The sequence below is a fragment of the Acidiferrobacter sp. SPIII_3 genome (assembly GCF_003184265.1).
In the GTDB taxonomy this organism is placed as follows: Bacteria; Pseudomonadota; Gammaproteobacteria; order Acidiferrobacterales; family Acidiferrobacteraceae; genus Acidiferrobacter.
In genome coordinates this window covers 305,360-326,407 of record NZ_CP027663.1, presented here as the reverse complement: position 1 = coordinate 326,407, position 21,048 = coordinate 305,360, and the positions used below count along the sequence as shown (strand labels likewise).

The 21,048-nt window shown below is 65.9% G+C and carries 24 protein-coding genes and 1 other RNA gene; 10 read left to right on the top strand and 15 right to left on the bottom strand.

From position 1 onward, the window contains the following. Window positions 1-197: 197 nt before the first annotated feature. Entirely contained in the window at window positions 198-1,703 is a 1,506-nt protein-coding gene (ilvA, locus tag C4901_RS01690) for a threonine ammonia-lyase, biosynthetic (RefSeq protein ID WP_110138472.1), read from the top strand. A gap of 34 nt (window positions 1,704-1,737) precedes the next feature. On the opposite strand, the gene C4901_RS01685 is transcribed toward ilvA, so the two are convergent. From C4901_RS01685 to C4901_RS17420, 8 genes are all read right to left on the bottom strand, one after another. Continuing rightward, window positions 1,738-2,070 carry a hypothetical protein gene (locus tag C4901_RS01685; RefSeq protein ID WP_110135851.1) on the bottom strand — a complete coding sequence of 111 codons (333 nt, stop codon included), beginning with the start codon at window positions 2,068-2,070 and terminating at the stop codon, window positions 1,738-1,740. A 14-nt stretch (window positions 2,071-2,084) separates the two neighbouring features. Continuing rightward, complete coding sequence (locus C4901_RS01680) at window positions 2,085-2,753, bottom strand: glutathione S-transferase family protein (protein WP_110135850.1); 669 nt, start codon at window positions 2,751-2,753, stop codon at window positions 2,085-2,087. Continuing rightward, complete coding sequence (locus tag C4901_RS01675) at window positions 2,750-3,211, bottom strand: EVE domain-containing protein (RefSeq protein ID WP_110135849.1); 462 nt, start codon at window positions 3,209-3,211, stop codon at window positions 2,750-2,752. The genes C4901_RS01680 and C4901_RS01675 overlap by 4 nt, the downstream gene beginning before the upstream one ends. Then, window positions 3,211-3,996, bottom strand: a complete 786-nt coding sequence (locus C4901_RS01670) for a TIGR00282 family metallophosphoesterase (RefSeq protein ID WP_110135848.1) — start codon at window positions 3,994-3,996, stop codon at window positions 3,211-3,213. Before C4901_RS01670 ends, C4901_RS01675 begins: the two co-directional genes overlap by 1 nt. Next, a complete protein-coding gene (locus C4901_RS01665; protein WP_110135847.1) occupies window positions 3,993-4,571 on the bottom strand; it encodes a 5-formyltetrahydrofolate cyclo-ligase in 579 nt (192 codons plus the stop codon). Before C4901_RS01665 ends, C4901_RS01670 begins: the two co-directional genes overlap by 4 nt. A 27-nt stretch (window positions 4,572-4,598) precedes the next feature. Next, window positions 4,599-4,780, bottom strand: a non-coding RNA gene (gene ssrS / locus C4901_RS01660) — 6S RNA. 28 nt (window positions 4,781-4,808) lie between these two features. Further along, complete coding sequence (locus C4901_RS17425; protein ID WP_168185478.1) at window positions 4,809-5,123, bottom strand: cell division protein ZapA; 315 nt, start codon at window positions 5,121-5,123, stop codon at window positions 4,809-4,811. Continuing rightward, window positions 5,123-5,353 carry a hypothetical protein gene (locus C4901_RS17420; protein ID WP_065971948.1) on the bottom strand — a complete coding sequence of 77 codons (231 nt, stop codon included), beginning with the start codon at window positions 5,351-5,353 and terminating at the stop codon, window positions 5,123-5,125. The genes C4901_RS17425 and C4901_RS17420 overlap by 1 nt, the downstream gene beginning before the upstream one ends. Before the next feature lie 154 nt (window positions 5,354-5,507). Here C4901_RS17420 and C4901_RS01650 point away from each other — a divergent pair, with 154 nt between their 5' ends. Genes C4901_RS01650 through C4901_RS01615 form a run of 8 tightly spaced genes read left to right on the top strand, consistent with a single transcriptional unit; the run spans window position 5,508 to window position 13,258 of the window. Beyond that, on the top strand, window positions 5,508-6,008 hold the full coding sequence (locus tag C4901_RS01650; protein ID WP_110135846.1) for a UPF0149 family protein: 501 nt from the start codon (window positions 5,508-5,510) through the stop codon (window positions 6,006-6,008). Window positions 6,009-6,063: 55 nt separating this feature from the next. Next, on the top strand, window positions 6,064-7,380 hold the full coding sequence (locus tag C4901_RS01645; protein WP_110135845.1) for an aminopeptidase P N-terminal domain-containing protein: 1,317 nt from the start codon (window positions 6,064-6,066) through the stop codon (window positions 7,378-7,380). Then, window positions 7,377-8,588 (top strand): FAD-dependent monooxygenase, encoded by a 1,212-nt coding sequence (locus C4901_RS01640; RefSeq protein WP_168185477.1) that lies wholly within the window; start codon window positions 7,377-7,379, stop codon window positions 8,586-8,588. The genes C4901_RS01645 and C4901_RS01640 overlap by 4 nt, the downstream gene beginning before the upstream one ends. Beyond that, window positions 8,585-9,784 carry an FAD-dependent oxidoreductase gene (locus C4901_RS01635; RefSeq protein ID WP_110135843.1) on the top strand — a complete coding sequence of 400 codons (1,200 nt, stop codon included), beginning with the start codon at window positions 8,585-8,587 and terminating at the stop codon, window positions 9,782-9,784. Before C4901_RS01640 ends, C4901_RS01635 begins: the two co-directional genes overlap by 4 nt. A gap of 20 nt (window positions 9,785-9,804) precedes the next feature. Further along, window positions 9,805-10,995: an ABC transporter permease gene (locus tag C4901_RS01630; RefSeq protein WP_110135842.1), complete on the top strand. Its 1,191-nt coding sequence runs from the start codon at window positions 9,805-9,807 to the stop codon at window positions 10,993-10,995. A gap of 2 nt (window positions 10,996-10,997) precedes the next feature. Beyond that, window positions 10,998-11,765, top strand: coding sequence for an ABC transporter ATP-binding protein (locus C4901_RS01625; RefSeq protein ID WP_205736130.1), 768 nt, complete (start codon window positions 10,998-11,000; stop codon window positions 11,763-11,765). Next, window positions 11,762-12,652, top strand: a complete 891-nt coding sequence (locus C4901_RS01620) for an MlaD family protein (protein WP_110135840.1) — start codon at window positions 11,762-11,764, stop codon at window positions 12,650-12,652. The genes C4901_RS01625 and C4901_RS01620 overlap by 4 nt, the downstream gene beginning before the upstream one ends. Window positions 12,653-12,655: 3 nt before the next feature. After that, complete coding sequence (locus C4901_RS01615) at window positions 12,656-13,258, top strand: ABC-type transport auxiliary lipoprotein family protein (protein WP_110135839.1); 603 nt, start codon at window positions 12,656-12,658, stop codon at window positions 13,256-13,258. Here C4901_RS01615 and ntrC read toward each other — a convergent pair. Beyond that, window positions 13,248-14,639, bottom strand: coding sequence for a nitrogen regulation protein NR(I) (ntrC, locus tag C4901_RS01610; RefSeq protein ID WP_110135838.1), 1,392 nt, complete (start codon window positions 14,637-14,639; stop codon window positions 13,248-13,250). The two genes, C4901_RS01615 and ntrC, sit on opposite strands and share 11 nt — an antisense overlap. Further along, window positions 14,623-15,777 (bottom strand): nitrogen regulation protein NR(II), encoded by a 1,155-nt coding sequence (gene glnL / locus C4901_RS01605; RefSeq protein WP_110135837.1) that lies wholly within the window; start codon window positions 15,775-15,777, stop codon window positions 14,623-14,625. The genes ntrC and glnL overlap by 17 nt, the downstream gene beginning before the upstream one ends. Before the next feature lie 86 nt (window positions 15,778-15,863). Between glnL and C4901_RS01600 the strand changes: the two genes are divergently transcribed. After that, window positions 15,864-17,117, top strand: coding sequence for an NRAMP family divalent metal transporter (locus tag C4901_RS01600; protein ID WP_205736129.1), 1,254 nt, complete (start codon window positions 15,864-15,866; stop codon window positions 17,115-17,117). 197 nt (window positions 17,118-17,314) lie between these two features. Here C4901_RS01600 and C4901_RS01595 read toward each other — a convergent pair whose 3' ends face one another. The 5 genes from C4901_RS01595 to C4901_RS01575 all read right to left on the bottom strand — a co-directional run bounded on the left by C4901_RS01595 (window position 17,315) and on the right by C4901_RS01575 (window position 21,012). Continuing rightward, window positions 17,315-18,235, bottom strand: coding sequence for a DNA-3-methyladenine glycosylase (locus C4901_RS01595; protein ID WP_110135836.1), 921 nt, complete (start codon window positions 18,233-18,235; stop codon window positions 17,315-17,317). A gap of 89 nt (window positions 18,236-18,324) precedes the next feature. Then, complete coding sequence (locus C4901_RS01590; protein WP_110135835.1) at window positions 18,325-18,711, bottom strand: type II toxin-antitoxin system VapC family toxin; 387 nt, start codon at window positions 18,709-18,711, stop codon at window positions 18,325-18,327. Continuing rightward, complete coding sequence (locus tag C4901_RS01585; RefSeq protein WP_110135834.1) at window positions 18,708-18,953, bottom strand: type II toxin-antitoxin system Phd/YefM family antitoxin; 246 nt, start codon at window positions 18,951-18,953, stop codon at window positions 18,708-18,710. The genes C4901_RS01590 and C4901_RS01585 overlap by 4 nt, the downstream gene beginning before the upstream one ends. Before the next feature lie 126 nt (window positions 18,954-19,079). After that, window positions 19,080-19,586, bottom strand: coding sequence for a methylated-DNA--[protein]-cysteine S-methyltransferase (locus C4901_RS01580; protein ID WP_110135833.1), 507 nt, complete (start codon window positions 19,584-19,586; stop codon window positions 19,080-19,082). A 46-nt stretch (window positions 19,587-19,632) separates the two neighbouring features. Next, window positions 19,633-21,012, bottom strand: coding sequence for an APC family permease (locus C4901_RS01575; RefSeq protein WP_168185476.1), 1,380 nt, complete (start codon window positions 21,010-21,012; stop codon window positions 19,633-19,635). Window positions 21,013-21,048 lie beyond the last annotated feature (36 nt).

The following is a 21,048-nucleotide window of genomic DNA, read 5'->3' as shown; positions in this document are numbered from 1 at the left end:
GCCGGGAAAGATCACGGCCCCTTGTGAAAAGAGGCGTGGGGGCGAGGGATATTCGCGCCGATCGCGGGCTTGCGCATGACGTCTCGCGACCAGCCCGCCCGGCAGCCGGCTTGCGCGCCACCAGGGATTGCTGGGCCATTGCGATGCCGGTGGCCGACACCCGCCCGCCTCTGCTATGCTCGCGCGAAGACCGCCCGATGACACGCGACTACCTCAAACGCATCCTCAAGGCCCGCGTCTATGACGTGGCCATCGAAAGCCCGCTGTCGGAGGCGGCGGCCTTGTCGCGTCGGCTGCGCCGCCAAGTCCTCCTGAAGCGCGAAGACATGCAGCCGGTGTTTTCCTTCAAGCTGCGCGGCGCCTATAACAAGATGGCGTGCCTTACGGAAGAAGAGCGGGCCTCGGGGGTCTTGACCGCCTCGGCCGGCAATCATGCCCAGGGGGTTGCACTCGCCGCGCAGCGCCTCGGGATCCGCGCGGTCATCGTGATGCCGACCGTGGCGCCACGCATCAAGGTCGAGGCGGTGCGCGCGCGCGGTGCCGAGGTGGTGCTCGAGGGGGACAATTACGACGCGGCCTATGCCCATGCGCGGCGTTTGAGTGAAACGCAGGGCCTGCCCTTCATACACCCCTACGACGACCCCGACGTCATCGCCGGCCAGGGCACGATCGGCATGGAAATCTTGAAGCAACATCCCTCCGATATCGAGGCGATCTTCGTGCCGGTCGGCGGTGGCGGACTGATCGCGGGCATCGCGCTCTACGTGAAGTCCCTGCGACCCGACATCCACATCATAGGGGTTGAACCGGCCGACGCCGATGCGCTGGCGCGCTCACTCAAGGAGGGTAGCCGCGTGCTCCTGGACCACGTGGGCACCTTCGCCGATGGCGTCGCGGTGCGCCAGGTCGGCCGCGAGCCGTTTCGCATCGCGCGGCGCCTGGTCGATGAGGTCCTGGTGGTGAGCAACGATGCGATCTGCGCGGCCATCAAGGATGTTTTCGAGGACACCCGTTCGATCGTGGAGCCCTCCGGGGCGCTCGCGGTCGCCGGGCTCAAGGCCTATGCCGCCGCGCGCCCGGGAGACAGGCCGCTCGTCGCCATCGCCTCGGGCGCGAACATGAACTTCGATCGGCTGCGGCACGTCGCCGAGCGCGCCGAACTCGGCGAGCGTCGCGAGGTCGTGTTCGCCGCCACCATCCCCGAGATCCCCGGGAGCTTTCGGAAATTCTGCGGCCTGATCGGCGAGCGCAACATCAGTGAGTTCAATTACCGCTACGCCGGACCCGCGCTTGCCCACGTGTTTGTCGGAATACAGGTCGGGGAGGGCGACGATGCCCGCGAGCTCTTCACGACCTTGGCGCACGCCGGCTACGACATATTGGATCTCACCGACAATGAAATGGCCAAACTGCATGTGCGCCATCTCGTCGGCGGTCGCTGTCCGGTGGACGATGAGATCGTCTACCGCTTCGAGTTCCCGGACCGGCCCGGGGCCTTGATGGCCTTCCTGAACGCCATGGGCCGCGCCTGGAACATCAGCCTCTTCCATTACCGCAATCACGGCGCCGACTATGGCCGGGTCTTGATCGGCATGCAGGTGCCCGCATCCGAACGAAAGAGGCTGCCGGCGTTCCTGGAGACGCTCGGCATGGATTACCAGGAGGAGACGGAAAATCCCGCCTACCGGCTGTTTCTGCGATAAGGCGCGCGGCCCGTCGGGGGATGGCGGGTCGCCTCTAGGACTTGCGCGCCGCCAGCGCCTCGTCGTTGAACGCCCCGTCTATGGCGTGCACCGTGCGCTCCATGCGCTTTAGGTCGTGACCCGAGACATCGTCGCGCATCGCCTTCAGGCGCAAGGGCCCGAGCGCGGTCGTCGCCTGGGCGCGGAGTATGGAGACGGCGGCCGTGGTGGCGTCCACGCTTGCCGCCATGGCTGCCACGATCCGTCCCGCGAGGACGTCCTTGTGGCTGCCGGCCAAGGCCTTCTTGATCGTCTCCTCGCAATCCCCGTCGAGCACGGGATAGCCGGATTCCCGGTCCAGGTAGATCAAAAGCTCGCATAAGGTCATGATCCCTCCCGCAGTCAACCGCCGATGAGTCCGTCGCGCAGGCCGACCCCGCAGACGTCCTGAACGCGTTCGAAATAATACATGATGTCGATCGGCAGCGTGATGCCGTCTTGAAGCTGCAACGCAAAGAGGTCCGCGGTAAGCAGCACGTCGGCCGCCGAAAACGTCCCCGCATAGAACCGATGCTGGGCGAGGAAGGCCCCCAACTCCTTGAACTGGGTCAAGGCGTCGAGTTGCGCATAGGCCCCATAGCGATCGTTGGCCAACTCCTCCAGGCTTGCGCCAAAACGCGCCGCTACCGAGGCCTTGTACGAGGCGAGATGGGAGGGGTGATCGCCGAGGCCCCGGTACGCCGGGCGCACGGGGGCATGGAGCCTCTCCAGAAGACCCGCGGCCTTCGCGCGCCATGCCTGCAAGGCCTGCCACTGCGCATCCTGCAGGGGACCAAAGAGCGACGGGTCGGGCCGATAGGCATCGAGCGCGCGCAGGATCACCTGCGAATCGGTCTGAACGCGCCCGTCGTCCCACAGCAACACCGGCGCCTGCCGGGCCACGCCGATCTCAAAAAAGGTCTCGTCGTCGTCATAATCGGGGATGATGCGCTGGTGTTCGATGGCCTTGGCCCCGAGCGCGAGCCGCACACGCTCGGAGGCCGGCTCGAACCAGAAGTGATAGAACCTCATGGGGCGCGGGCGAGCGCCTGGATGATCCGCCACTCGTCTTCGGTCACGGGCAGGACCGACAGCCGGTTGCCGCGCGCCAGGAGGCGCATGCCGGCAAGCGCCGGACAATCCTTGAGGCGGGCCAAGGTCACCGGGACCGGGTAGCGCTCGCGGAAGGCGACGTCGACCATGGACCAGAGCTCCGGGTTTGCGATCGCCCGCGGATCATAGTGGTGGTCGTCCGGATCCCGGGCGGTGTGGTCTGGGTAAGAGGCGCGCGTGACCTCGACCTCCCCCACGATCGCGGGCGCAGCGCAGCTCGAATGATAAAAAAACCCGAGGTCGCCGGGCCGCATGGCGCGCATGAAATTGCGCGCCTGGAAGTTCCGCACCCCGCTCCAGGGCTCGGGGGCATCGCGCGCCATCAGGTCTTCGAGGGAAAACGAACTCGGTTCACTCTTGAAGAGCCAATAGGCCATCAGTCCTCGCGCACGCTCAGGCGCTGGATGCCACGGCTACGGCCGGTCTTGGTGTCGACCTCTATGACGACCCCGCACAGCGTCGCCCGACCCTCGGCGGCCTCAAGCCGCTCGGGCAGCTTCTGCACCATGCGCCGCAGCACCTTGTCCTTATTCATGCCGATCACGGAGTCATAGCAGCCGGTCATGCCGACATCCGAGATGTAGGCCGTACCCGCCGGCAGGATGCGCTCATCGGCGGTCGGGACGTGGGTGTGCGTGCCCACCACCGCACTCACCTGTCCATCCAGAAACCAGCCCATGGCCATCTTCTCGCTCGTCGTTTCGGCGTGGCAATCCACGAGTACCGCCTTCACGGCCTCGGGCCTTGTCTCAAGCGCGGTCCTGGCGCACGCGAATGGACAATCGAGCACCGGATGCATGAAGGCCGTACCCATGACGTTCAGGACCGCGAACGGCTCGCCGGCGCGCGTCTTCCCCACATACCAGCCACTCCCCGGGGTGCCCACCGGATAGTTGTGAGGCCGCAACAAGCGCGGCTCGCGGCCCACCAGCTCCAGCGCCTCGCGCTTGTCAAAGACGTGGTTTCCGGTGCTCAAAACGTCGATCTTGTGAGCGAGGCACTCGCGCAGGATCTTGTCGGTCACCCCAAAACCGCCGGCGGCGTTCTCGATGTTCACGATCGTAAGATCGATCTTGAAGCGCTCCTGGAGGACCGGGAGCCTTGCCAACAACACCCGGCGTCCGGCATCGCCGACGACATCGCCGATAAACAAGATATTCATGCCACTGCATCCTGTGCGCGATAGAGTCGCCGTTCGGTCAATACCGCATGGAGGCGCACATCGTGCCCCTCGCGCGGCGCCTGCGTCAGTCGCTGGCATTCGTAAGCCAATCCGATCAAGACCGGACGCCCCCGCGCCTTGCGCACGAAACCAAAGGTCCGGTCGTAATGGCCGCCGCCCTGGCCGAGACGCCATCCGCGGGCATCGAACCCGACCAATGGCACCAGCACGGCGTCGAGTCGCCGCGCGCGCATCCGGCGTCCCCAACGCGGCTCTGGTACATGTAACGGCCCCGGCGCCAACGGTGGCCGCCAGGGAACGAATGCCAGGGGACGCCCAGGGCGATGGTCCGCGACCGGCAGATAGACGGCGCGATGAACGCGCATGAGGGCGCGCGCCAGCGGTCGCGGATCGAGTTCCGAACCGACCGGCCAATAGATCCCGACATGATGCGCCCGACGCAGGAGCGGCAGGCCGCGCCGCGCCACGTGCTGCGCGCTCACCGCGCGCGCGCGCGCACCCACCGCCCTGCGGCATTCGCGCAGACTGCGCCGCAAACCGTGTTTGTCATTCATGGGACCGGTACTGCAAGCAAGATAGAGGCGCCCTCCGCCTGTGCCGTAACCATTCTTTGCCTCGAACCAAAGGTTCAAGTGGGACACGTCCGGATGCTTCAGGCTTTCCGTTCGAGACGGACATGCACAACAGCGCCCGAGATCGTGGTTCCCGAGGCAAGAGTTATAGGTTCAGGGGCACGGAATGGCTACGAACACCGCAGGGGGCGCCAAACCCGCAAACGACCTCAATGATTCTCAAGGCCGCTCCTTTAACTCGTCTCGTAAAACCTGCTCCACCTTGTCGGTAAGTCCCTCGACGCGTTTGATCCACTCCGCCGACGTCGACACCGACTGTTCGCGCAACCGCAGCAACTCATACGCCATGTTGAGGGCCGCCATGACGGCGTGCCGCTCCATGCTGACCGTCCGGCCGCCACGCTGGCCTTCCTGCATGCGCAGGTCGACATAACGGGCCGCCTTGATCAAGGCCTCCCGCTCATCCTCCGGACAGGACACCGCGAACTCCTTGCCGAGCACGGAGATATGGATCGTCTCCTTATGGCCCGTCATCACCGCTCCTCGCGGGTCAAGGCCGCGACACGCCCTATCATCTCCTCGACACGGCTGCGTGCCACGCGCGTGCGTTCGTTCAGTCGCACATACTCCGCCGACAAGGCCTGATGGCGCGCGCGCCAATTCGCATTGTCTTCCTGGAGTCGCCGGCACACCGCGACCAAGTCCTCGATCCGACGCTCCAGGCGGGCCAGCGCATCGGCATCGGGGGGAGATTCGCCGCTCATGTGGGCCACTATAGAACTCGCGGGCGCCGGGGTCAACGTCCGCCGTGAGGGGCTTGTGGATCGCCTCGCAGCCTGCGCGCGCGGGCTTCTCGGCCCGGGAAAATGCCGGCTTGCATGACGCCAAAAGTGCGGTGGCATGGGATAGAATGGCGGCATGCATGATGACCTCTCGTACGACACATGGACGATGATGCTGGGGCAGGCCGACGTCGCGCTCGGGGCATCGGAGGCCCATGGCGTCATGGTCGGCCTGATATGCGCGGGGCGGGCCGATGACGATAGGGCGATCGCGGCGCTGGGGGCGAACGAAACCGACCCCGACCTGCGCGATGGCCTTGAGAGCGCGCGCCGCCGGATCGGCGAGGCCCTCGCCGAGGGCGGGCTCGGACTTGAGCCCTTGCTGCCGGACGACGAGCGCCCGGCCGTGCAACGCAGCCGGGCGCTTATCGAATGGTGCCGGGGCTTTGTGACCGGGTTTTATTTTCATGACCGTGACACGGGGGCGAACGATCACCCCGAGATCGTGGCCGAGGCCTTGACCGATATCGGCGACCTCGCGGAGGCCAGCGGAACCGTCGGCGAGTCGGACTTAAGCGAACTCGTCGAATATCTGCGGGTCGCGGTGCAGTTGATCTACGACGAGATCGCCGGGTGAACGGGTCCGCCATACGACTCGCGCGGGCGTGGCGCGGCCGTCGACTTCGGGCATAATGATCCCCATGGACAAAAATGCCTTCAGGCGCCGGCGCGCCGAATTCATGGGTCTCATGGGCGAGGCCGTAGCGATCATACCGACATCGCCCGTGCGCGCGCGCAACGGCGATGTGGAATACCTCTTCCGCCCCGACAGCGACTTCTATTATCTGACACACTTCCCCGAGCCCGAGGCCGTGGCGGTCTTGATCCCCGGGCGGGCCCAGGGCGAGTTCCTGCTTTTTTGCCGGGACCGGGACCCGGACAAGGAGCAGTGGCAAGGGCGACGCGCCGGCCCCGAGGGGGCGGTCTCCCAATACGGGGCCGACGACGCCTTCCCCATAGACGACATAGACGACATCCTTCCAGGTCTCCTTGAGGACCGGCGTCGCGTCTACTACAGCATGGGCCGCCATCCGGAATTCGATGGCCACGTCCTCGAGTGGGTCAATGAGGTCCGCGCCAAGGCACGGTCGGGGATCGCGGCGCCCGAGGAGTTCGTCGACCCAAACCATATCCTCCATGAGATGCGGCTTACGAAACGCCCCGAGGAGATTGCGCTCATGCGCCACGCCGCGGCGGTCGGTGTCGAGGGACACAGGCGCGCCATCCGGGGATGCGCCCCGGGGCTCTTTGAATACGAACTCGAGGCCGAGCTTCTCTACGCCTTCCGCAAGGGTGGCTCCCAATATCCCTCGTACCCGCCGATAGTGGCGAGCGGGGCCAACGCGTGCATCCTTCATTACACCGAAAACGACGCGCCGCTGAAGGACGGCACGCTCGTATTGATCGATGCCGGCTGCGAGATCGACGGCTACGCGTCGGATATCACCCGGACCTTCCCGGTGGGGGCCAGGTTTAGTCCCGAACAGCGCGCGCTCTATGACATCGTGCTTGCCGCGCATGGCGCGGCGCTGACCGCCATAGCGCCGGGTCGCGAGTGGCCGGCCGCGCACGAGGCCGCGGTCAAGGTCCTGACGCAGGGCCTGCTCGACCTGAAACTTTTGCACGGTGCGGTTGATGAGCTGATCGAAAACGGCGCTTACAAGCGTTTTTACATGCATAGAACCGGCCACTGGCTGGGTCTCGATGTGCATGACGTGGGGGATTACAAGGTCGGCGGGGCGCCTCGCGTCCTGGAAGCGGGGATGGTGACGACGGTCGAGCCGGGCCTCTATGTTCCGGGAAGCGACGATATACCGGAACGCTTCCGGAATATCGGGATCCGTATCGAGGATGACGTCCTGGTCACGAAAAACGGCTACGAGATCCTAAGCCACGACCTGCCAAGGCGTGCCGAGGACATCGAGGCATTGCGGGCCGAAGGCTTGTGAACATACGCAGGCACGACATAGTGATCTGCGGTGGCGGCCTCGTGGGTGCGAGTCTCGCGCTTGCGCTCGCGCCGTTGCCGCTCGATATATGCCTTCTCGACCCGGCGCCGTTCGCACCGGCGCCGCGCGCCGACGACCGTACCTTCACGATCGCCCAGGGTTCCAAGCGGGCCCTTATGACCCTCGGCGCATGGTCCCGGCTCTCGCGCGCCGACTTCCAACCCATCACCGAGATCGAGGTATCGGACCGCTCGGGACGCTTCGGTCTTGCGCACATCCTCGCCGAGGAACAGGGCGTGGACGCGCTCGGCTATGTCACCGGCAACGCCGCGCTGCTCGCAGCCTTGTATGGCGCGCTCGGCACGACGGCGGTGACCCTGCGCCAGGGACGCTTCGGCGGGCTTGTCAGGGACGCGAACCAGGCCACGATCACGCTCGCCGACGGACACGAAACCGAGCGCATCGCATGCCGGCTCCTGGTGGGCGCCGATGGCACGAACTCGGCGGTGCGCGCAGCGTGCGGCATAGGGGTCTATGGTCATGACTACGGTCGCTGCGCGATCGTGAGCAACTGCCGGGTATCGAGGCCACGGCCGCACACGGCGTTCGAGCGCTTCACCGCCAACGGGCCCATTGCCGCGCTTCCGATCGGCGACGACCGTTACACATTCGTCGTGAGCCGCCCCGACGGCGAGCAATGGCAGGCCCTCGACGAGACAGATTTCTTGGATCGCCTGGCCGACGTCTTTGGCGACCGGCTCGGCCGGTTGCTCGCGGCGAGCCCGCGCCTGCGCTTTCCGCTGATGCGACAACAGGCCCGGGAATGGGTGGCGCCGCACGTCGTGCTCGTCGGCAACGCCGCGCACACCCTGCATCCGGTGGCCGGGCAAGGCTTCAACCTGGGGCTGCGCGACGTCGCGGTGCTTGCCGAACGCCTCGCACAGGCCTGCCGCGCGCATGCCGACTATGGGGACCGTGCCTGGCTTGGCGATTACGCGCGGGCGCGACAGGCGGATGTCGCCAACACCACGCGCTTTACCGACGGCCTGGTGCGACTTTTCGCGCCGCGCCAACTACCGCTTGCCGCCGCCCGCGGTCTGGCGCTGAACCTGATCGATGCCCTGCCGGGACTGAAACGGGCACTGGCGGTGCGCACCATGGGGCTCAAGGCACCCTTGCCGAGACTGTTTCGGGAGTTGAAACCATGATCGACCGGCGTAATCCGGATATCGTCATCGCCGGCGCGGGGGCCGTGGGCGCACTCCTTGCGCATGCCCTGGCCATGCGCGGCTTCGAAATTGCCATCATCGACGCCGGGGGCTTGGACCAACAGGCGTCGGTACGCACCAGCGCACTTAGTCGCGCGTCACTGCGACGACTCTCCGACCTCGGCCTCTGGCCGCTCGAAGGCGTCGAGGCGGCGCCGCTGCGCGCCTTGCGCATCGTCGATCATAGCGGGAATGGCCGGCTGTCCTTCGACAGCGCGGATATCGGTGAGGCCGACCTTGGCGTTATCGTCAACCACGGACGGCTCGAGTCGGCGCTACGCGCCAAGGCGCAAGTGCGCGGCGTCTCCTGGCATCGGGATCGCGCCGAGGGGGTGGATCTCGGGGATGCGCGCATCGAGGTGGTCCTGAAGGATGGCGGACGACTGCGCGCGCCGCTATTGATCGCCGCCGACGGCGCGCAGTCGGTGATCCGCGAGCGGCTCGGGGTGGCGGTCCTTCAGTATCGTTATGGACAGACCGCGGTGTGCGCCGACATTCGACTGGGGCATGCGCACGAGGACGTGGCTTGGCAGCGCTTCCTGCGTCACGGGCCCTGCGCGCTCCTACCCCTGCCGGATGCCAACCGGGCCTCGCTGATCTGGTCGACGGCGGACTACGAGGCACGGCGACTGCGGGATCTCTCCGACGCGGAATTCTCCGCGGCCTTGAACGAGGCCTTCGGAGACCACCTCGGCCGGCTCGAGGTCGATGGTGAGCGGGCCTATTTCCCGCTCGTGGCCTCCCATGCGCAACACTATGTGGGAAGCCGCTTTGCGCTCGTGGGTGATGCCGCCCACCGCGTCCACCCGCTGGCGGGCCAAGGGGTCAACCTCGGGTTTGCCGACGCCTGCGCCCTGATCGCGGCGCTTGAGGCGGCGCGCGCGCAGTCGGCGGATCTCGGCCGCCGACGCACCCTGCGCCCGTATGAGCGCGAGCGCAAGGTCGACAACCTTGCCATGCTGGCGGCCACCGATCTGCTCAACCGCGCGTTTCGCGACGACCGCGCCTTGGTGCGCGCGGTACTGCGCACAGGCCTGAACGTCACCGACACCCTGCCTCTTTGCAAGACATTTTTCATGCACGCCGCCGGCGCCGGCACCCGGCGAATCGCCTATGATGGCCGTCACGGGCCTTGATATGATGCCTACGCAACGGAATGGACGAGGATAGCACCACGAGCGAAGAGGCCAGAAAGCCCCGGGGCGGCCAACCGGCGACGGCCGCGCAGTTCGCGCCCGCCAGCTACGATACGCTCCGCGACGAGCGCGGCCGGACGATCGTGGCGTTGACGGGACAATGGACTTTGCGCGGCATCGACGGACGCGCGGACGCCCTGGTGGACAACCTGCGCCGGCTTCGGCGCGGCAACGATAAAATCGTCTGGGATTGCCGCGGGGTACAAGGTCTGGACAACGTGGGGGCGCTCATTCTGTGGCGTTTGCGCGGGTTTGCACATGACAATATGATCGAGGTCCGTCCCGAGCATGCCGCGCTGTGCGAACGGTGGTCACGGCGCGAGGCGCCTCCCGAGGGCACGCGCGGGCCGCGCGTGCGGCCGCTCGCGGCCCTGTCATCCCTGGAACACGGGCTGCGATCGCACATGCTCGATTTCACGGCGCTCGTCGGCCAGATCGTTCTCGATGGCGGCCAACTGCTGCGCCGGCCGGACCGCATACCCTGGAAGGACATCTCGGCCTCGATATACGAAGCGGGAGTACGCGCGCTTGGCATAACCGCCCTGGTGGGCGCGCTGGTGGGTGTCGTCATGAGCTATTTGTCATCACTCGAACTGCGGACCTTCGGCGCGCCGTCCTATATCGTCAATGTGCTCGGGCTTAGCATCATGCGCGAACTCGGTCCGCTGCTCGCGGCGATCCTGGTCGCCGGCCGGTCCGGGTCGGCCATAGCCGCGGAGTTTGGTGTGATGCGCCTCACCGAGGAGCTCGATGCGCTGTCGGCCATGGGGGTGTCGTGGAGCATGCGGTTGGTTCTACCGAGCGTCGTCGCGCTTGCCGTGGTACTTCCGCTGCTCGTCATATGGACGGATGCGATCGCGCTGCTCGGCGGCATGGTGGCCGCGCACATCACCCTTGGGATCGGTATACCGGAGTTCATCCACGCCATACCGAGCGCGGTTCCCGTGGTCAATCTCGTGCTCGGCATCCTGAAGGGCTCGGTTTTTGGGATCGTCATCGCGCTCATCGCCTGCCATTTCGGCCTGCGCATCGAGCCCAATACCCGAAGCCTGGGGGTCGAGACCACCAATGCCGTGGTGACGGGGATCAGTGCCGTCATATTCGTCGATGCCGTGTTCGCAATCGGATTTCGCGGGATCGGCCTGCCGTGATTTTGGATCACATCATTGAAATGGAGCATGTCTCGACACGATTCGGACGACATGTCGTCCATGAAGACATCACGCTGACCGTGGCTCGGGGGGAGATCCTCGGACTCGTCGGGGGATCGGGAAGCGGCAAGACAACATTGGTGCGGGAGATGATAGGTCTCGATCAGCCGAGCGCGGGGCATGTGAGTCTTTTCGGGGAACGCCTCGACCGGATCAGGGTGGAGGCCCTGGCCGCGCTGCGCAATCGCTGTGGCGTCCTGTTTCAGGGCGGGGCGCTGTTCAGCGCCTTTACGGTCTTTGAAAATATCGCGTTCCCGCTTCAGGAGTATCGCACCATCGAGCCCGCACTGATCCGTGACCTCGTGTATATGAAGCTCACGCAGGTGGGTCTTGGCCCGGAGGTGGCGGCACGCCTGCCGGCGGAGCTGTCCGGGGGCATGATCAAGCGGGCGGCGCTGGCGCGAGCACTGGCCTTGGAGCCCGAGCTTCTGTTTCTCGACGAACCCACCTCCGGGCTCGATCCGGTCGCCGCGCAGGCCTTCGTGCATCACCTCCAGAATCTGCACAACGAACTCAAGTTTACCGCGGTTGTGATCACCCACGATCTCGACCTCATGCACGACCTTTGCACGGCGCTCGCAATCCTGGCGGACCATCGCATCGTCGCCAGGGGGACGCCGGCCGAGGTCGCGATAAATCCACACCCGTTCGTACAGGCCATGTTCTCGGGCGAGCGGGGCCAGCGCGTATTCGGGGCGATGGCATCATGAACAGCCGCTCCCACGCATTGCGCACGGGTATTTTTATCGCGGTCTTCACGGCCGCTATCCTGGCCGCGACGCTTTGGATCAGCGGCGCCCACCAGCACAGGCTCCCTTATGTCGTGGTCACCAGAGGCAATGTGTTCGGCTTGAGGGCCGAGTCCACGGTCTTCTATCGGGGCATAACGGCGGGCATCGTCAAGCATATCGCCGTGGACCCACAAGATCCCCAAGAGATACTGATTTCCATAGCCGTCGACCGGAGCATACCGATCACGCGCGGCACCTACGCGCAGCTTAAGCTGCAGGGTGTAACAGGCATGTCGGCGCTTGAATTGAATACCACGGCGGACATGCGTCCGCTCGCGACCTCCGCCGCCCACCCCGCGCGCATCCCCATGCGCCCGTCGTTCCTTACACGCCTCGCGCACGCCGGCACGCGCGTCGCCCGACAGCTGACCGCCCTCAGCACCGACCTCGAAAAGACCCTGAGCGTGACCAACCGCCACCATCTGGCGGCGATCCTGGCGCATGCGGCGCAAGCAAGCCGGCAGTGGACGGCGCTCAGCGCGCGACTAAACCGCGCCGCTGCCCGTCTGCCGGCCATGGAGGCTACGACCGACACCGCGCTTGCGCGCATGGCCGGGGTCGAAAAAGAGGTGCGGACCCTGGGCCGCCACTTGCAACACCTGAGCGACACCGCGCAAGGAGCGGGCGACGTGGTACTGACACGGACCCTGCCCAAGGTCAATCGCGCCCTTGACCGGCTGACGAGCGCGGCCGCCGATGTCGAGCGCCTCAGCCGGTCGCTGCGCCATCACCCTCGTGAATTATTGCTCGGCGCGCGCCCGCTCACCCCGGGACCCGGAGAAAAAGGCTACAAGGAGGCCCCCTGAGCCATGGCCAGAACCTATAGGCTTTTCGCCCTCATGCTCGCCGTGACCGGCGTTGCGGGGTGCAGTCTGTTCCCCGCGCGCGCCCCGGAGATACTGACCGATCACGATTTCGGGCCGCTGCACGCCCACGCCCCGATACCACATGTGGCGCCGGTCATCGTGCGCGCCAAGAGTGTCGCCTGGCTTTCCGGGACGACCATTCACTACCGGCTGCTCTACCGGGACCCCACCGCCGTCCACGTCTATGCGCAGAACCGCTGGATCGCGCCGCCAGCCTCCCTGCTCAAGGCGCGCATTCGCTGGCGATTGGGCATGGGTCCGGTGTTGAGCGCGCGGCCGAGCGTGCATATCGAGCGCCTGGTGATCGTGCTTTCGCGCTTCGATCAGGACTTCACGACGCCGCATCGCGCCTTCGTGCGACTCGAGGCCATGGCCCGCCTCTATGACGTGGCGACCGGCCGGGTGCTCGCGCAAAAGACCGTGGACCTGAAGCGCCGCTGCGCACCCGATGCCCGCGGCGCGGTCACCGGCCTAAGCGATCTTGCGCGCCAAGCAAGCGCCGCCTTCGTGCATCTCGTCACGCGTCACACCGGCGTCAGAGATTGAGCTCCTTTAGCTTGCGCGTCAGGGTATTGCGCCCAAGCCCCAGGCGCTTGGCGGCGTCCTGTTTGCGCCCGCCGGTATGGTGCAAGGCGGCCTCTATCAGGGTGCGCTCGAATTCGATGCTCAACTCCGTGTAGACCGCCTTCTCGCCCAACGCCAACCTCTGCTCGACGACGCCGCGCAACCCGGCGCGCCAGTCGACGCCGGCCGGCGCCGGGTCCACCTCCTTCAGCTCCGGGGCGAGATCGGCGATGCGAATGGTGCGTCCCGGGGCCATGACCGTGAGCCAGCGGCAGGTATTCTCCAATTGGCGCACGTTGCCAGGCCACGGCAGCTTGCAGAGATACTGCTCGGCCTCGGGCGCAAGACGCTTCGCCTCCACATTGAGCTCGGCGGCCGCGGTCGCCAGGAAGTGGCGCGCCAGGATCGGTATGTCCTGGCGACGTTCGCGCAGCGGCGGGACATGAATGCGGATGACATTGAGCCTATGGAACAGATCCTCCCGGAACAGTCCATCGGCCACGCGCTGCTCCAGGTTCTGATGGGTGGCGGCAATGACGCGCACATTGGTCCGGATCTTTTCGCAGCCACCGACGCGATAGAATTGGCCGTCGGACAGGACCCGCAGGAGGCGCGTCTGAAGATCGGCCGGCATGTCGCCGATCTCGTCTAGAAACAAGGTTCCGCCGTCGGCCTGCTCGAAACGTCCGCGCCGCTGCGTCAAGGCCCCGGTGAACGCACCGCGCTCATGACCGAACAACTCCGATTCGAGAAGCCCCGCGGGGATTGCGGCGATGTTCAAGGCGATGAAGGCATTGCGCGCCCGCGGGCTGTGGTTGTGCAGGGCCCGCGCCACGAGTTCCTTGCCGGTCCCGGACTCGCCGTTGATAAGGACCGTGATGTGCGACCCCGACAGCCGGCCGATGGCTCGAAAGACCTCCTGCATGGCGGGCGCCGCGCCCAGGATCTCGGGGGCCGACTCGGCCCGCTCGGCGTGCGCCACCTGCCCCTGACGCCTATGCTCGATGGCATAGCGTGCCAGGCCCACCGCGTGATCGACGTCGAACGGCTTCGGCAAATACTCGAAGGCACCGCCCTGGTAGGCGGCCACCGCGCTGTCCAGATCGGAATGGGCGGTCATGACGATCACGGGGAGTGTCGGCAGGGTATGGCTTATGCTCTCAAGCAGCTTCAGTCCCGACAGTCCGCTCATGCGGATGTCGGTAATCACGACATCCGGGGTCTCTTCACGCAACTCATCCAGGGCGCTCCCGGCGCCACTAAAACAACGGGTCGCCATGCCGGCCTGCTGGAATGCCTTTTCCAGCACCCAGCGGATCGATTCGTCATCGTCGATGATCCACACACTATCCTGTCGGGTCATATTCCTGCCTCAGGGGAAGAAATAACGTAAAGACCGTCCGTGCCGGACGGCTCGTATATTCGATAAGGCCGCCGTGCCGGCGGGCGATGTCCTGGGCGATCGATAGACCAAGCCCGGTGCCCGCGGCATGGCCCGTGACCATGGGATAAAACAGGGTGTCCCGCAAGGACTGCGGCACGCCCGGCCCGTCATCCTCCACCTCGGCACGCAGCACGAGCTTATGTCGCCGCTGGCCGATCGTGAACTGGCGCTCGATGCGCGAACGCAGGACGATCAGATGGCTTGGGGCCTGCACCGCGTTGCGCACCAGGTTCAAGACCGCCTGCACGAGCTGATCCGGGTCACCGGCGAATTCGGGGATGCTCGGGTCATAGTCGCGTCGCAGGACGAAACCCTCGCCGACCTCGGCGAGAATCAAGGATCGCACATGCTCCAGGACCTGATGGATATTGACCTGCACCGGCAGATAAGGACGGGTCGGTCCCGCCAAGCGGTCCACGAGGCCCTGCAGGCGATCGGCCTCGCGAATGATGATGCGCGTGTACTCCCGTTCGCTGTCGGAGAGCTTGCGCTCGAGCAGCTGCGCGGCACCGCGCAAGCCGCCGAGGGGATTTTTGATCTCATGCGCCAGGCCGCGCACCACCGCCCTCTGCGCCAAATGGCGATCCACGAGTTCCTCCTCGTGGGCCAGACGGCGCAGGCGGTCGACCTGATTGAGTTCGAACAACAAGACCGCCTCCCGCACCCCCGACTCGACGCCAGGCAAGATCGCCGTTACGGTCATGTCGACAAGCACCTCGCGGCCAGGCAGCGGCAAGGGCAGGCCGCGGCGCGTGAATGAATGCGCGCTTTGCAGGATGTCGGCAAACAGACCCGCAAGCGAAGCCGTCTGCGGCCACAGCCGCTCGAGTGCTTGCCCCACCATCTGTTTGGCACTCAACTCGAACAGGATCTCGCCGGCCGGATTCACGGCCTTGAGGCGCAGGGCGGCATCCGCGACCACGACCGCGGTCGTCAGGTTTTCCACAATACTTTCCGCATGACTCGCCACGGCATCCCCCAAGGCAAGATCCGGGCCAACGACCTCGGCCCAAAATACGCCATTCTGGTGCGTCTCGACCAGCCCATAACGAGGCATATGCACCATTATAGTGCGTAACCCCTCCGCTTGCATCAAATGACAATGACTCTTATTATTGTTAACGATTATAGGGGGTTCCTTACATGTCCTTGTCGCGTCGGCGCTCCGACACATGGTCCCGTCCATGGCGCGCCCTACTGGCCGTGCTCGGGCCGGGTTTGGTGGTGATGTTGGCCGATACCGATGCCGGCAGTGTCATCACGGCCGCACAGAGCGGCGCCCAGTGGGGTTACCGGCTGTTGCTGCTCCAGGTGGTGCTGATCCCCATCCTCTACATCGTCCAGGAATTGACGGTGCGCCTCGGGATCGTGACCGGCGAGGGCCATGGCGAACTGATCGCCAGGCGATTCGGTCGGGGCTGGGCCTGGCTGTCGGTCGGGACCCTGGCGCTATCCTGTCTCGGGGCGCTTCTCACCGAATTGAGCGGCATGGCCGGCGTCGGCCTCTTATTCGGTGTCCCGCGGTGGGTGACCATGATCATCCTTGTCGGCGGTCTCATCGTCATGGTCTGGACGGCGTCCTATGCCGGCGTGGAACGGGTGGCGCTGGCCGTCGGGGCCTTTGAGTTCGCATTCCTGCTGGTGGCCTTACGCACCCATCAGGCCCTGGGACCGCTCGTACGCCATAGCCTGCATATCCCGTTTCAGGACCCCGGCTACCTCTACCTGGCGGCCGCCAATGTCGGCGCCGTGATCATGCCATGGATGGTGTTCTATCAACAGTCGGCGGTGGTGGATAAGCGCCTACGTATCGATCACCTGACCATGGCGCGCGTCGACACCGCCTTAGGCGCGGTCGTGACCCAGCTGATCATGGCCGCGGTCCTGGTCGCGACCGCGGCCACCATAGGGCGCAACAACCCTCACGCGCCCCTCAATACCGTCCAACAGATCGCGGACGCCCTGACGCCGTTTCTGGGGCAGCGGACCGGACGGTTGTTGTTCGCCCTGGGGATGAGCGGGGCGGCGGCAGTCGCCACGATCGTGGTCTCGCTCACCGCCGCCCGCGGCGTGGGCGAGGTCATGGGCTTCAAGCATTCCCTCGAACACCACCCGCGCGAGGCCCCCTGGTTCTACGGGATCTATACCACCCTGCTTGTACTCGGCGGGGTACTGGTGGCATCGGACGTCAATCTGGTCACGTTGGGGGTCGCGATGGAGGTGATGAACGCCGTCTTGCTCCCCATCGTCCTGGGTTTTCTGTACCTATTGGCGCGCCACGCCCTCTCGGGGCCTTTGCGCCTCCAGGGGCCTTACGCGGGATTCGTGCTGGGCATCATCGTCCTCACCGCCGGGTTCGGCCTTTATGCCGCGGTTAACGGCATCGCCGTGGGCTGATACCCCCTTAGGTCCCTCCCCGGCGATGAGCGAGGCCATTATCCTCTCACCTCAATAAGGCAGGCGGCGTCCCTCCAAGGAGCGGGCCCGCCATGACCCGCTGGCGGGCCTCTGCCGAATAGGCCAGCAGGGACGCCGGCGCCACCGGCGTCCCGACCTTTTGGTATAGCGCGCGCCCATGGCCCGCCGCCCATCCTTCACGGCCCGGCGCGATGCCGCGACAAGGACCGCCACGCAAAGAATGCGACCCAGGCCTCCCAACCGGCCCATGGGGCGGCCAGGGCGCGCGCCTCGGCCTCGGTCAAGGGCACGCTCGCGCCCAACGCCCGGGCGAGGGCCTTGCGCAGGCCGAGATCGGCCGCCGGCCATACCGAGCGCACCCCGAGGCCGCGCATCAAGACCATGCCCGCCGTCCACGGCCCGATGCCCGGAAACCGGGTCAGTACCGCCATGGCCTCGGCCGGCGGCAGGGCGGCGAGTCGCGCCCAGTCGAGGGCTTGGCTCGTTACGGCCTGGGCCGCGATACGCAAAGCGCGGATCTTGGCGCGACTGAAATGCGCCGCGCGCAAGGGGTCCTCATCGATATCGGCGAGCCGGGACGCATCCGGCATGACCGCAAACCGGGACGACCCGAAGACCGCGCAGTCGCCGGCGATCTGTACGAGCGCTCCGCGCAGGCTGCGGGCAAATCCCACCCCGACCTGCTGACCGATGATGGCCCATACGAGAGACTCGAAGGGGTCTGCGATCAAGACCGGTCGCACGCAAAGCCCATCACCCACCAGACGCGCCATGATCGGGTCGCTCCCCACCAATTCCTGGAACCCCCCGGCATCGACATCAAGCGAAAAGACATGGCGGACCCTGTCGATTGCCGAGGCGAGCGACTTGTCGTCGGCGCGCGGGCCCTCCACGCGCACGCGCAGTTGCGGTCTTGCCAGGGACGCACTCCAGGCCACGCTCACGAGCTCGACCCCGCGATCGGTCCGCCAGGCGCGGCGATAGCTCTCGCCTTCGATGGACTCGAGGACCGCCGACGGCGACTCTCGTAAAAACGCGAGCGCCGCGGCGAAATCATAGGACGGGGGGACGGTGATGCGCGTCGCACGGCTCGGCATCGGGTCAGATTAGCGCGATTTGACTCCCGCGCAAACACGCGACATGGGTATCGCGGAGGCGCGCGACATACCGACGGCTGGCCCTCCGGTCAGACCATGCGTATAGGGCCCGCATAGCGGGCGATGACCGGATCGGTGGTGAGCAACATGACACCCTCGACCAACGACTGGGCGACCAGGATTCTGTCGAAAGGGTCTTTATGGATTGCCGGCAACTCCATGATCGCTACGGTATGTTCGCTCATCACCGGGAGCTCGCTATAGCCGTTGTCCAGCAGACCACGATACAAAAGCCGGGGGTCCACGCGGAAATCGGGTCGTCCCAGACCGCGCTTGATGGTGATCTCCCACAGGCTGGCGGCGCTGAACACGAGCGAGTTTTGCGGGTCGTCCAGCAGCGTTCGGGCGGTGACGGATAACTGCTCGGGTTGTCCGGCCGCCCATAGAAGCAGGTGCGTGTCGAGGAGGAGTTTCAATCGCCTTCCCCAAACAACCGATGGATCTCCGCGCCGCCCATTTGGTTGAAGTCGTCTGGTACTGAAATTTCGCCGGCCAGGAACCCCAGACGACGCGGCTCAGTCGCGACCGGCACGTCCAGCGCCGTCACCTTAACAAGCGGCTTACCCGCCTTGGCGATCACAAACGGCTCTCCCTGAACCGCCTCCTCCACGAGTCGGGAGAGGTGAGTCTTGGCCTCATGGATATTAACCTTTTTCATCCAGCCACCCGCGCGCCACTAAACTAAGTTAGTTTAGTTCAATAGACTCTGTCCGTCAAACGGACAGTTCGCGAATGTCCCACCCCCGGTAGATGGTCGATCCGGATGGCCGCAAGTGCGGCTTTCTCAAAGAAAAGAGGCGACGCCCACGCCCTCGCAGGCCAGCAGCCGGCGTTTCATGTCCGGTCCGCCATCGGAATAGAACCCGAGCCGCCGACCCGCGCCTACGACCCGGTGGCAGGGGATCAAGAGAGGCAAGGGATTGGCGGCAAGCGCACTGCCGACCGCCCGCGCCGCCCGCGGACGGCCGACGGCCGCGGCCATCTCACCGTAAGTGCGCGTCTCGCCGCGAGGAATGGCGCGGGTCGCGAATAGCACCGCCTGCTGAAAGGGCGTCTCGCGCACGAGCCCGACCGGTCCCGCATAGCGCTGGCCGCGATCGACGACCCCCCGCAGCGCCGCGTGCAAGGCGTGGGGGGCGTGCGGGTCCCACACCAAGGGGGCGATCGCAAGCCCTTGCGCCCACGCGCGCACCTCCCCGGGGGCGCCGAGTGACACAAAAAATGGGCACTCGCCGATGTAGGCGACGAGGACTACGCCAAGCCCGCGCGTCGTGACCGACGACCACCACATCGGCCCATCCCCCGCGACAAATCGTCTTTCGAGATCGCACGCTTGGTCAATCATCGTCGCGTGCAAACAAGAGGTCGGCGGCAGGCCTATCCGCGCGCTGCCGCCAGGCCCGGTAAAGCCAGGCACCGAGCACGAGATACACGAGAAATCCATAAGCCGCCGTCAAAGCCACGCCGCTCGCCCCCCAGAAGTTCTCGCCAAAGACATACACCAAAAGCGGGCCGGCAAGCATGAGCGCCGCCAGTGCCGGCCATGGCGCCACCCGACCACGGCGCCGGTGCAGCACGGGAACCGCGATCAACGCAAAAAGGTAAATCATGATAAACCCGAGAGCGGTAAACACGCCAAAGAGATCGACAATGGCAAGCGGCGACCACGCGCGCCACGCCGCCAAGATCACGAATCCGCAGGTGAGCGCGCCGAGCCCATGCAGCGCCACGGCGGGCGTGCCATGCGCCCCGATCCTCCCCAGGGCCGCCGGGAGCACCCGGTGCCGGCCCATCGAATACAGCACGCGCCCGAGGCTATTCAAGGTGGCGATGGTGGCGCTGAAGGCGGCGATGGCCATGGCGATATCCGATGAGAAGGCGAGCGCCGGCAAGCCCTGCCGAATCGCCAGCACGCTGAGCGGCGCCGGTGTGCGCGCCAACTCGCCGGCATGGCCCCCGAAGCCCGCGACCTCGACGTAGGCCATGAAGACATAAAACCCGAGGCTCGCCAGCACCGCGGCAAAGATCGCCCGGGGGATGTCGCGGTTCGGGGCATGGGCCTCACGCCCGAAATTGGCGGCCGTCTCGAATCCGCCATAGGCGAGGATGCTCAAGGTCATTGCCTGAAAGAACGATCCGGCCCTGAACGTGCCTGGCCACAGGACCGGTTGCGTCCATGAGACATGCCCCAGCGTCCACACCCCGATCACCAGGATGATCAGCAACGATACGGCCTCGATAAAAAGGCTGTAGCGTGTCGCGAGACCGACATCGCGGACCGTGAGCGCCCAAGAGGTCCCGGCAAACAACAAGGCTGCCCAAGGCCAGGGGAGCCCCATGCCAGCGATGCGCAACGCCTTGGCGACGAACAATCCGCCGACGATGGGGGCCGCGAGCAGCGCCCCGAGATAACCCCCGGTCATGACCCAGCCACTCAACACCCCGGCAACCGGGTGGAGGCTGCGGCTCACGGAGACGAACAGGGAGCCGGCGGCCGGCGCCTCGCGGGCAAGCGTCGCCACTTGCGCGGCCACGAGCAACATGACGAGACCCACCGCGAGATAGACCGCCCAGGTCAAGAGACCCCCTTGAGCGGCGACGAGGGAGATGGTCACGGTCGCCATCGCCGACGGCGTGATATTGGCGAGCGCATGGCCGAGGATCTCGATGAAAGATACGCGATCGGCGGCAAGTCGCGGCGGGGGCATCTCGGGCATACGGCATTGTGCCGGGGATCGGCGCCGGGCGCCAGG

Bases quoted from the DNA above. Each gene is read 5' to 3' on its own strand.
- ilvA (WP_110138472.1), top strand. From the start codon at position 198: ATGACACGCGACTACCTCAAACGCATCCTCAAGGCCCGCGTCTATGAC.
- C4901_RS01685 (WP_110135851.1), bottom strand. From the start codon at position 2,070: ATGACCTTATGCGAGCTTTTGATCTACCTGGACCGGGAATCCGGCTAT.
- C4901_RS01680 (WP_110135850.1), bottom strand. From the start codon at position 2,753: ATGAGGTTCTATCACTTCTGGTTCGAGCCGGCCTCCGAGCGTGTGCGG.
- C4901_RS01675 (WP_110135849.1), bottom strand. From the start codon at position 3,211: ATGGCCTATTGGCTCTTCAAGAGTGAACCGAGTTCGTTTTCCCTCGAA.
- C4901_RS01670 (WP_110135848.1), bottom strand. From the start codon at position 3,996: ATGAATATCTTGTTTATCGGCGATGTCGTCGGCGATGCCGGACGCCGG.
- C4901_RS01665 (WP_110135847.1), bottom strand. From the start codon at position 4,571: ATGAATGACAAACACGGTTTGCGGCGCAGTCTGCGCGAATGCCGCAGG.
- C4901_RS17425 (WP_168185478.1), bottom strand. From the start codon at position 5,123: ATGACGGGCCATAAGGAGACGATCCATATCTCCGTGCTCGGCAAGGAG.
- C4901_RS17420 (WP_065971948.1), bottom strand. From the start codon at position 5,353: ATGAGCGGCGAATCTCCCCCCGATGCCGATGCGCTGGCCCGCCTGGAG.
- C4901_RS01650 (WP_110135846.1), top strand. From the start codon at position 5,508: ATGCATGATGACCTCTCGTACGACACATGGACGATGATGCTGGGGCAG.
- C4901_RS01645 (WP_110135845.1), top strand. From the start codon at position 6,064: ATGATCCCCATGGACAAAAATGCCTTCAGGCGCCGGCGCGCCGAATTC.
- C4901_RS01635 (WP_110135843.1), top strand. From the start codon at position 8,585: ATGATCGACCGGCGTAATCCGGATATCGTCATCGCCGGCGCGGGGGCC.
- C4901_RS01630 (WP_110135842.1), top strand. From the start codon at position 9,805: ATGGACGAGGATAGCACCACGAGCGAAGAGGCCAGAAAGCCCCGGGGC.
- C4901_RS01620 (WP_110135840.1), top strand. From the start codon at position 11,762: ATGAACAGCCGCTCCCACGCATTGCGCACGGGTATTTTTATCGCGGTC.
- C4901_RS01615 (WP_110135839.1), top strand. From the start codon at position 12,656: ATGGCCAGAACCTATAGGCTTTTCGCCCTCATGCTCGCCGTGACCGGC.
- ntrC (WP_110135838.1), bottom strand. From the start codon at position 14,639: ATGACCCGACAGGATAGTGTGTGGATCATCGACGATGACGAATCGATC.
- glnL (WP_110135837.1), bottom strand. From the start codon at position 15,777: ATGCCTCGTTATGGGCTGGTCGAGACGCACCAGAATGGCGTATTTTGG.
- C4901_RS01600 (WP_205736129.1), top strand. From the start codon at position 15,864: ATGTCCTTGTCGCGTCGGCGCTCCGACACATGGTCCCGTCCATGGCGC.
- C4901_RS01595 (WP_110135836.1), bottom strand. From the start codon at position 18,235: ATGCCGAGCCGTGCGACGCGCATCACCGTCCCCCCGTCCTATGATTTC.
- C4901_RS01585 (WP_110135834.1), bottom strand. From the start codon at position 18,953: ATGAAAAAGGTTAATATCCATGAGGCCAAGACTCACCTCTCCCGACTC.
- C4901_RS01580 (WP_110135833.1), bottom strand. From the start codon at position 19,586: ATGTGGTGGTCGTCGGTCACGACGCGCGGGCTTGGCGTAGTCCTCGTC.
- C4901_RS01575 (WP_168185476.1), bottom strand. From the start codon at position 21,012: ATGCCCGAGATGCCCCCGCCGCGACTTGCCGCCGATCGCGTATCTTTC.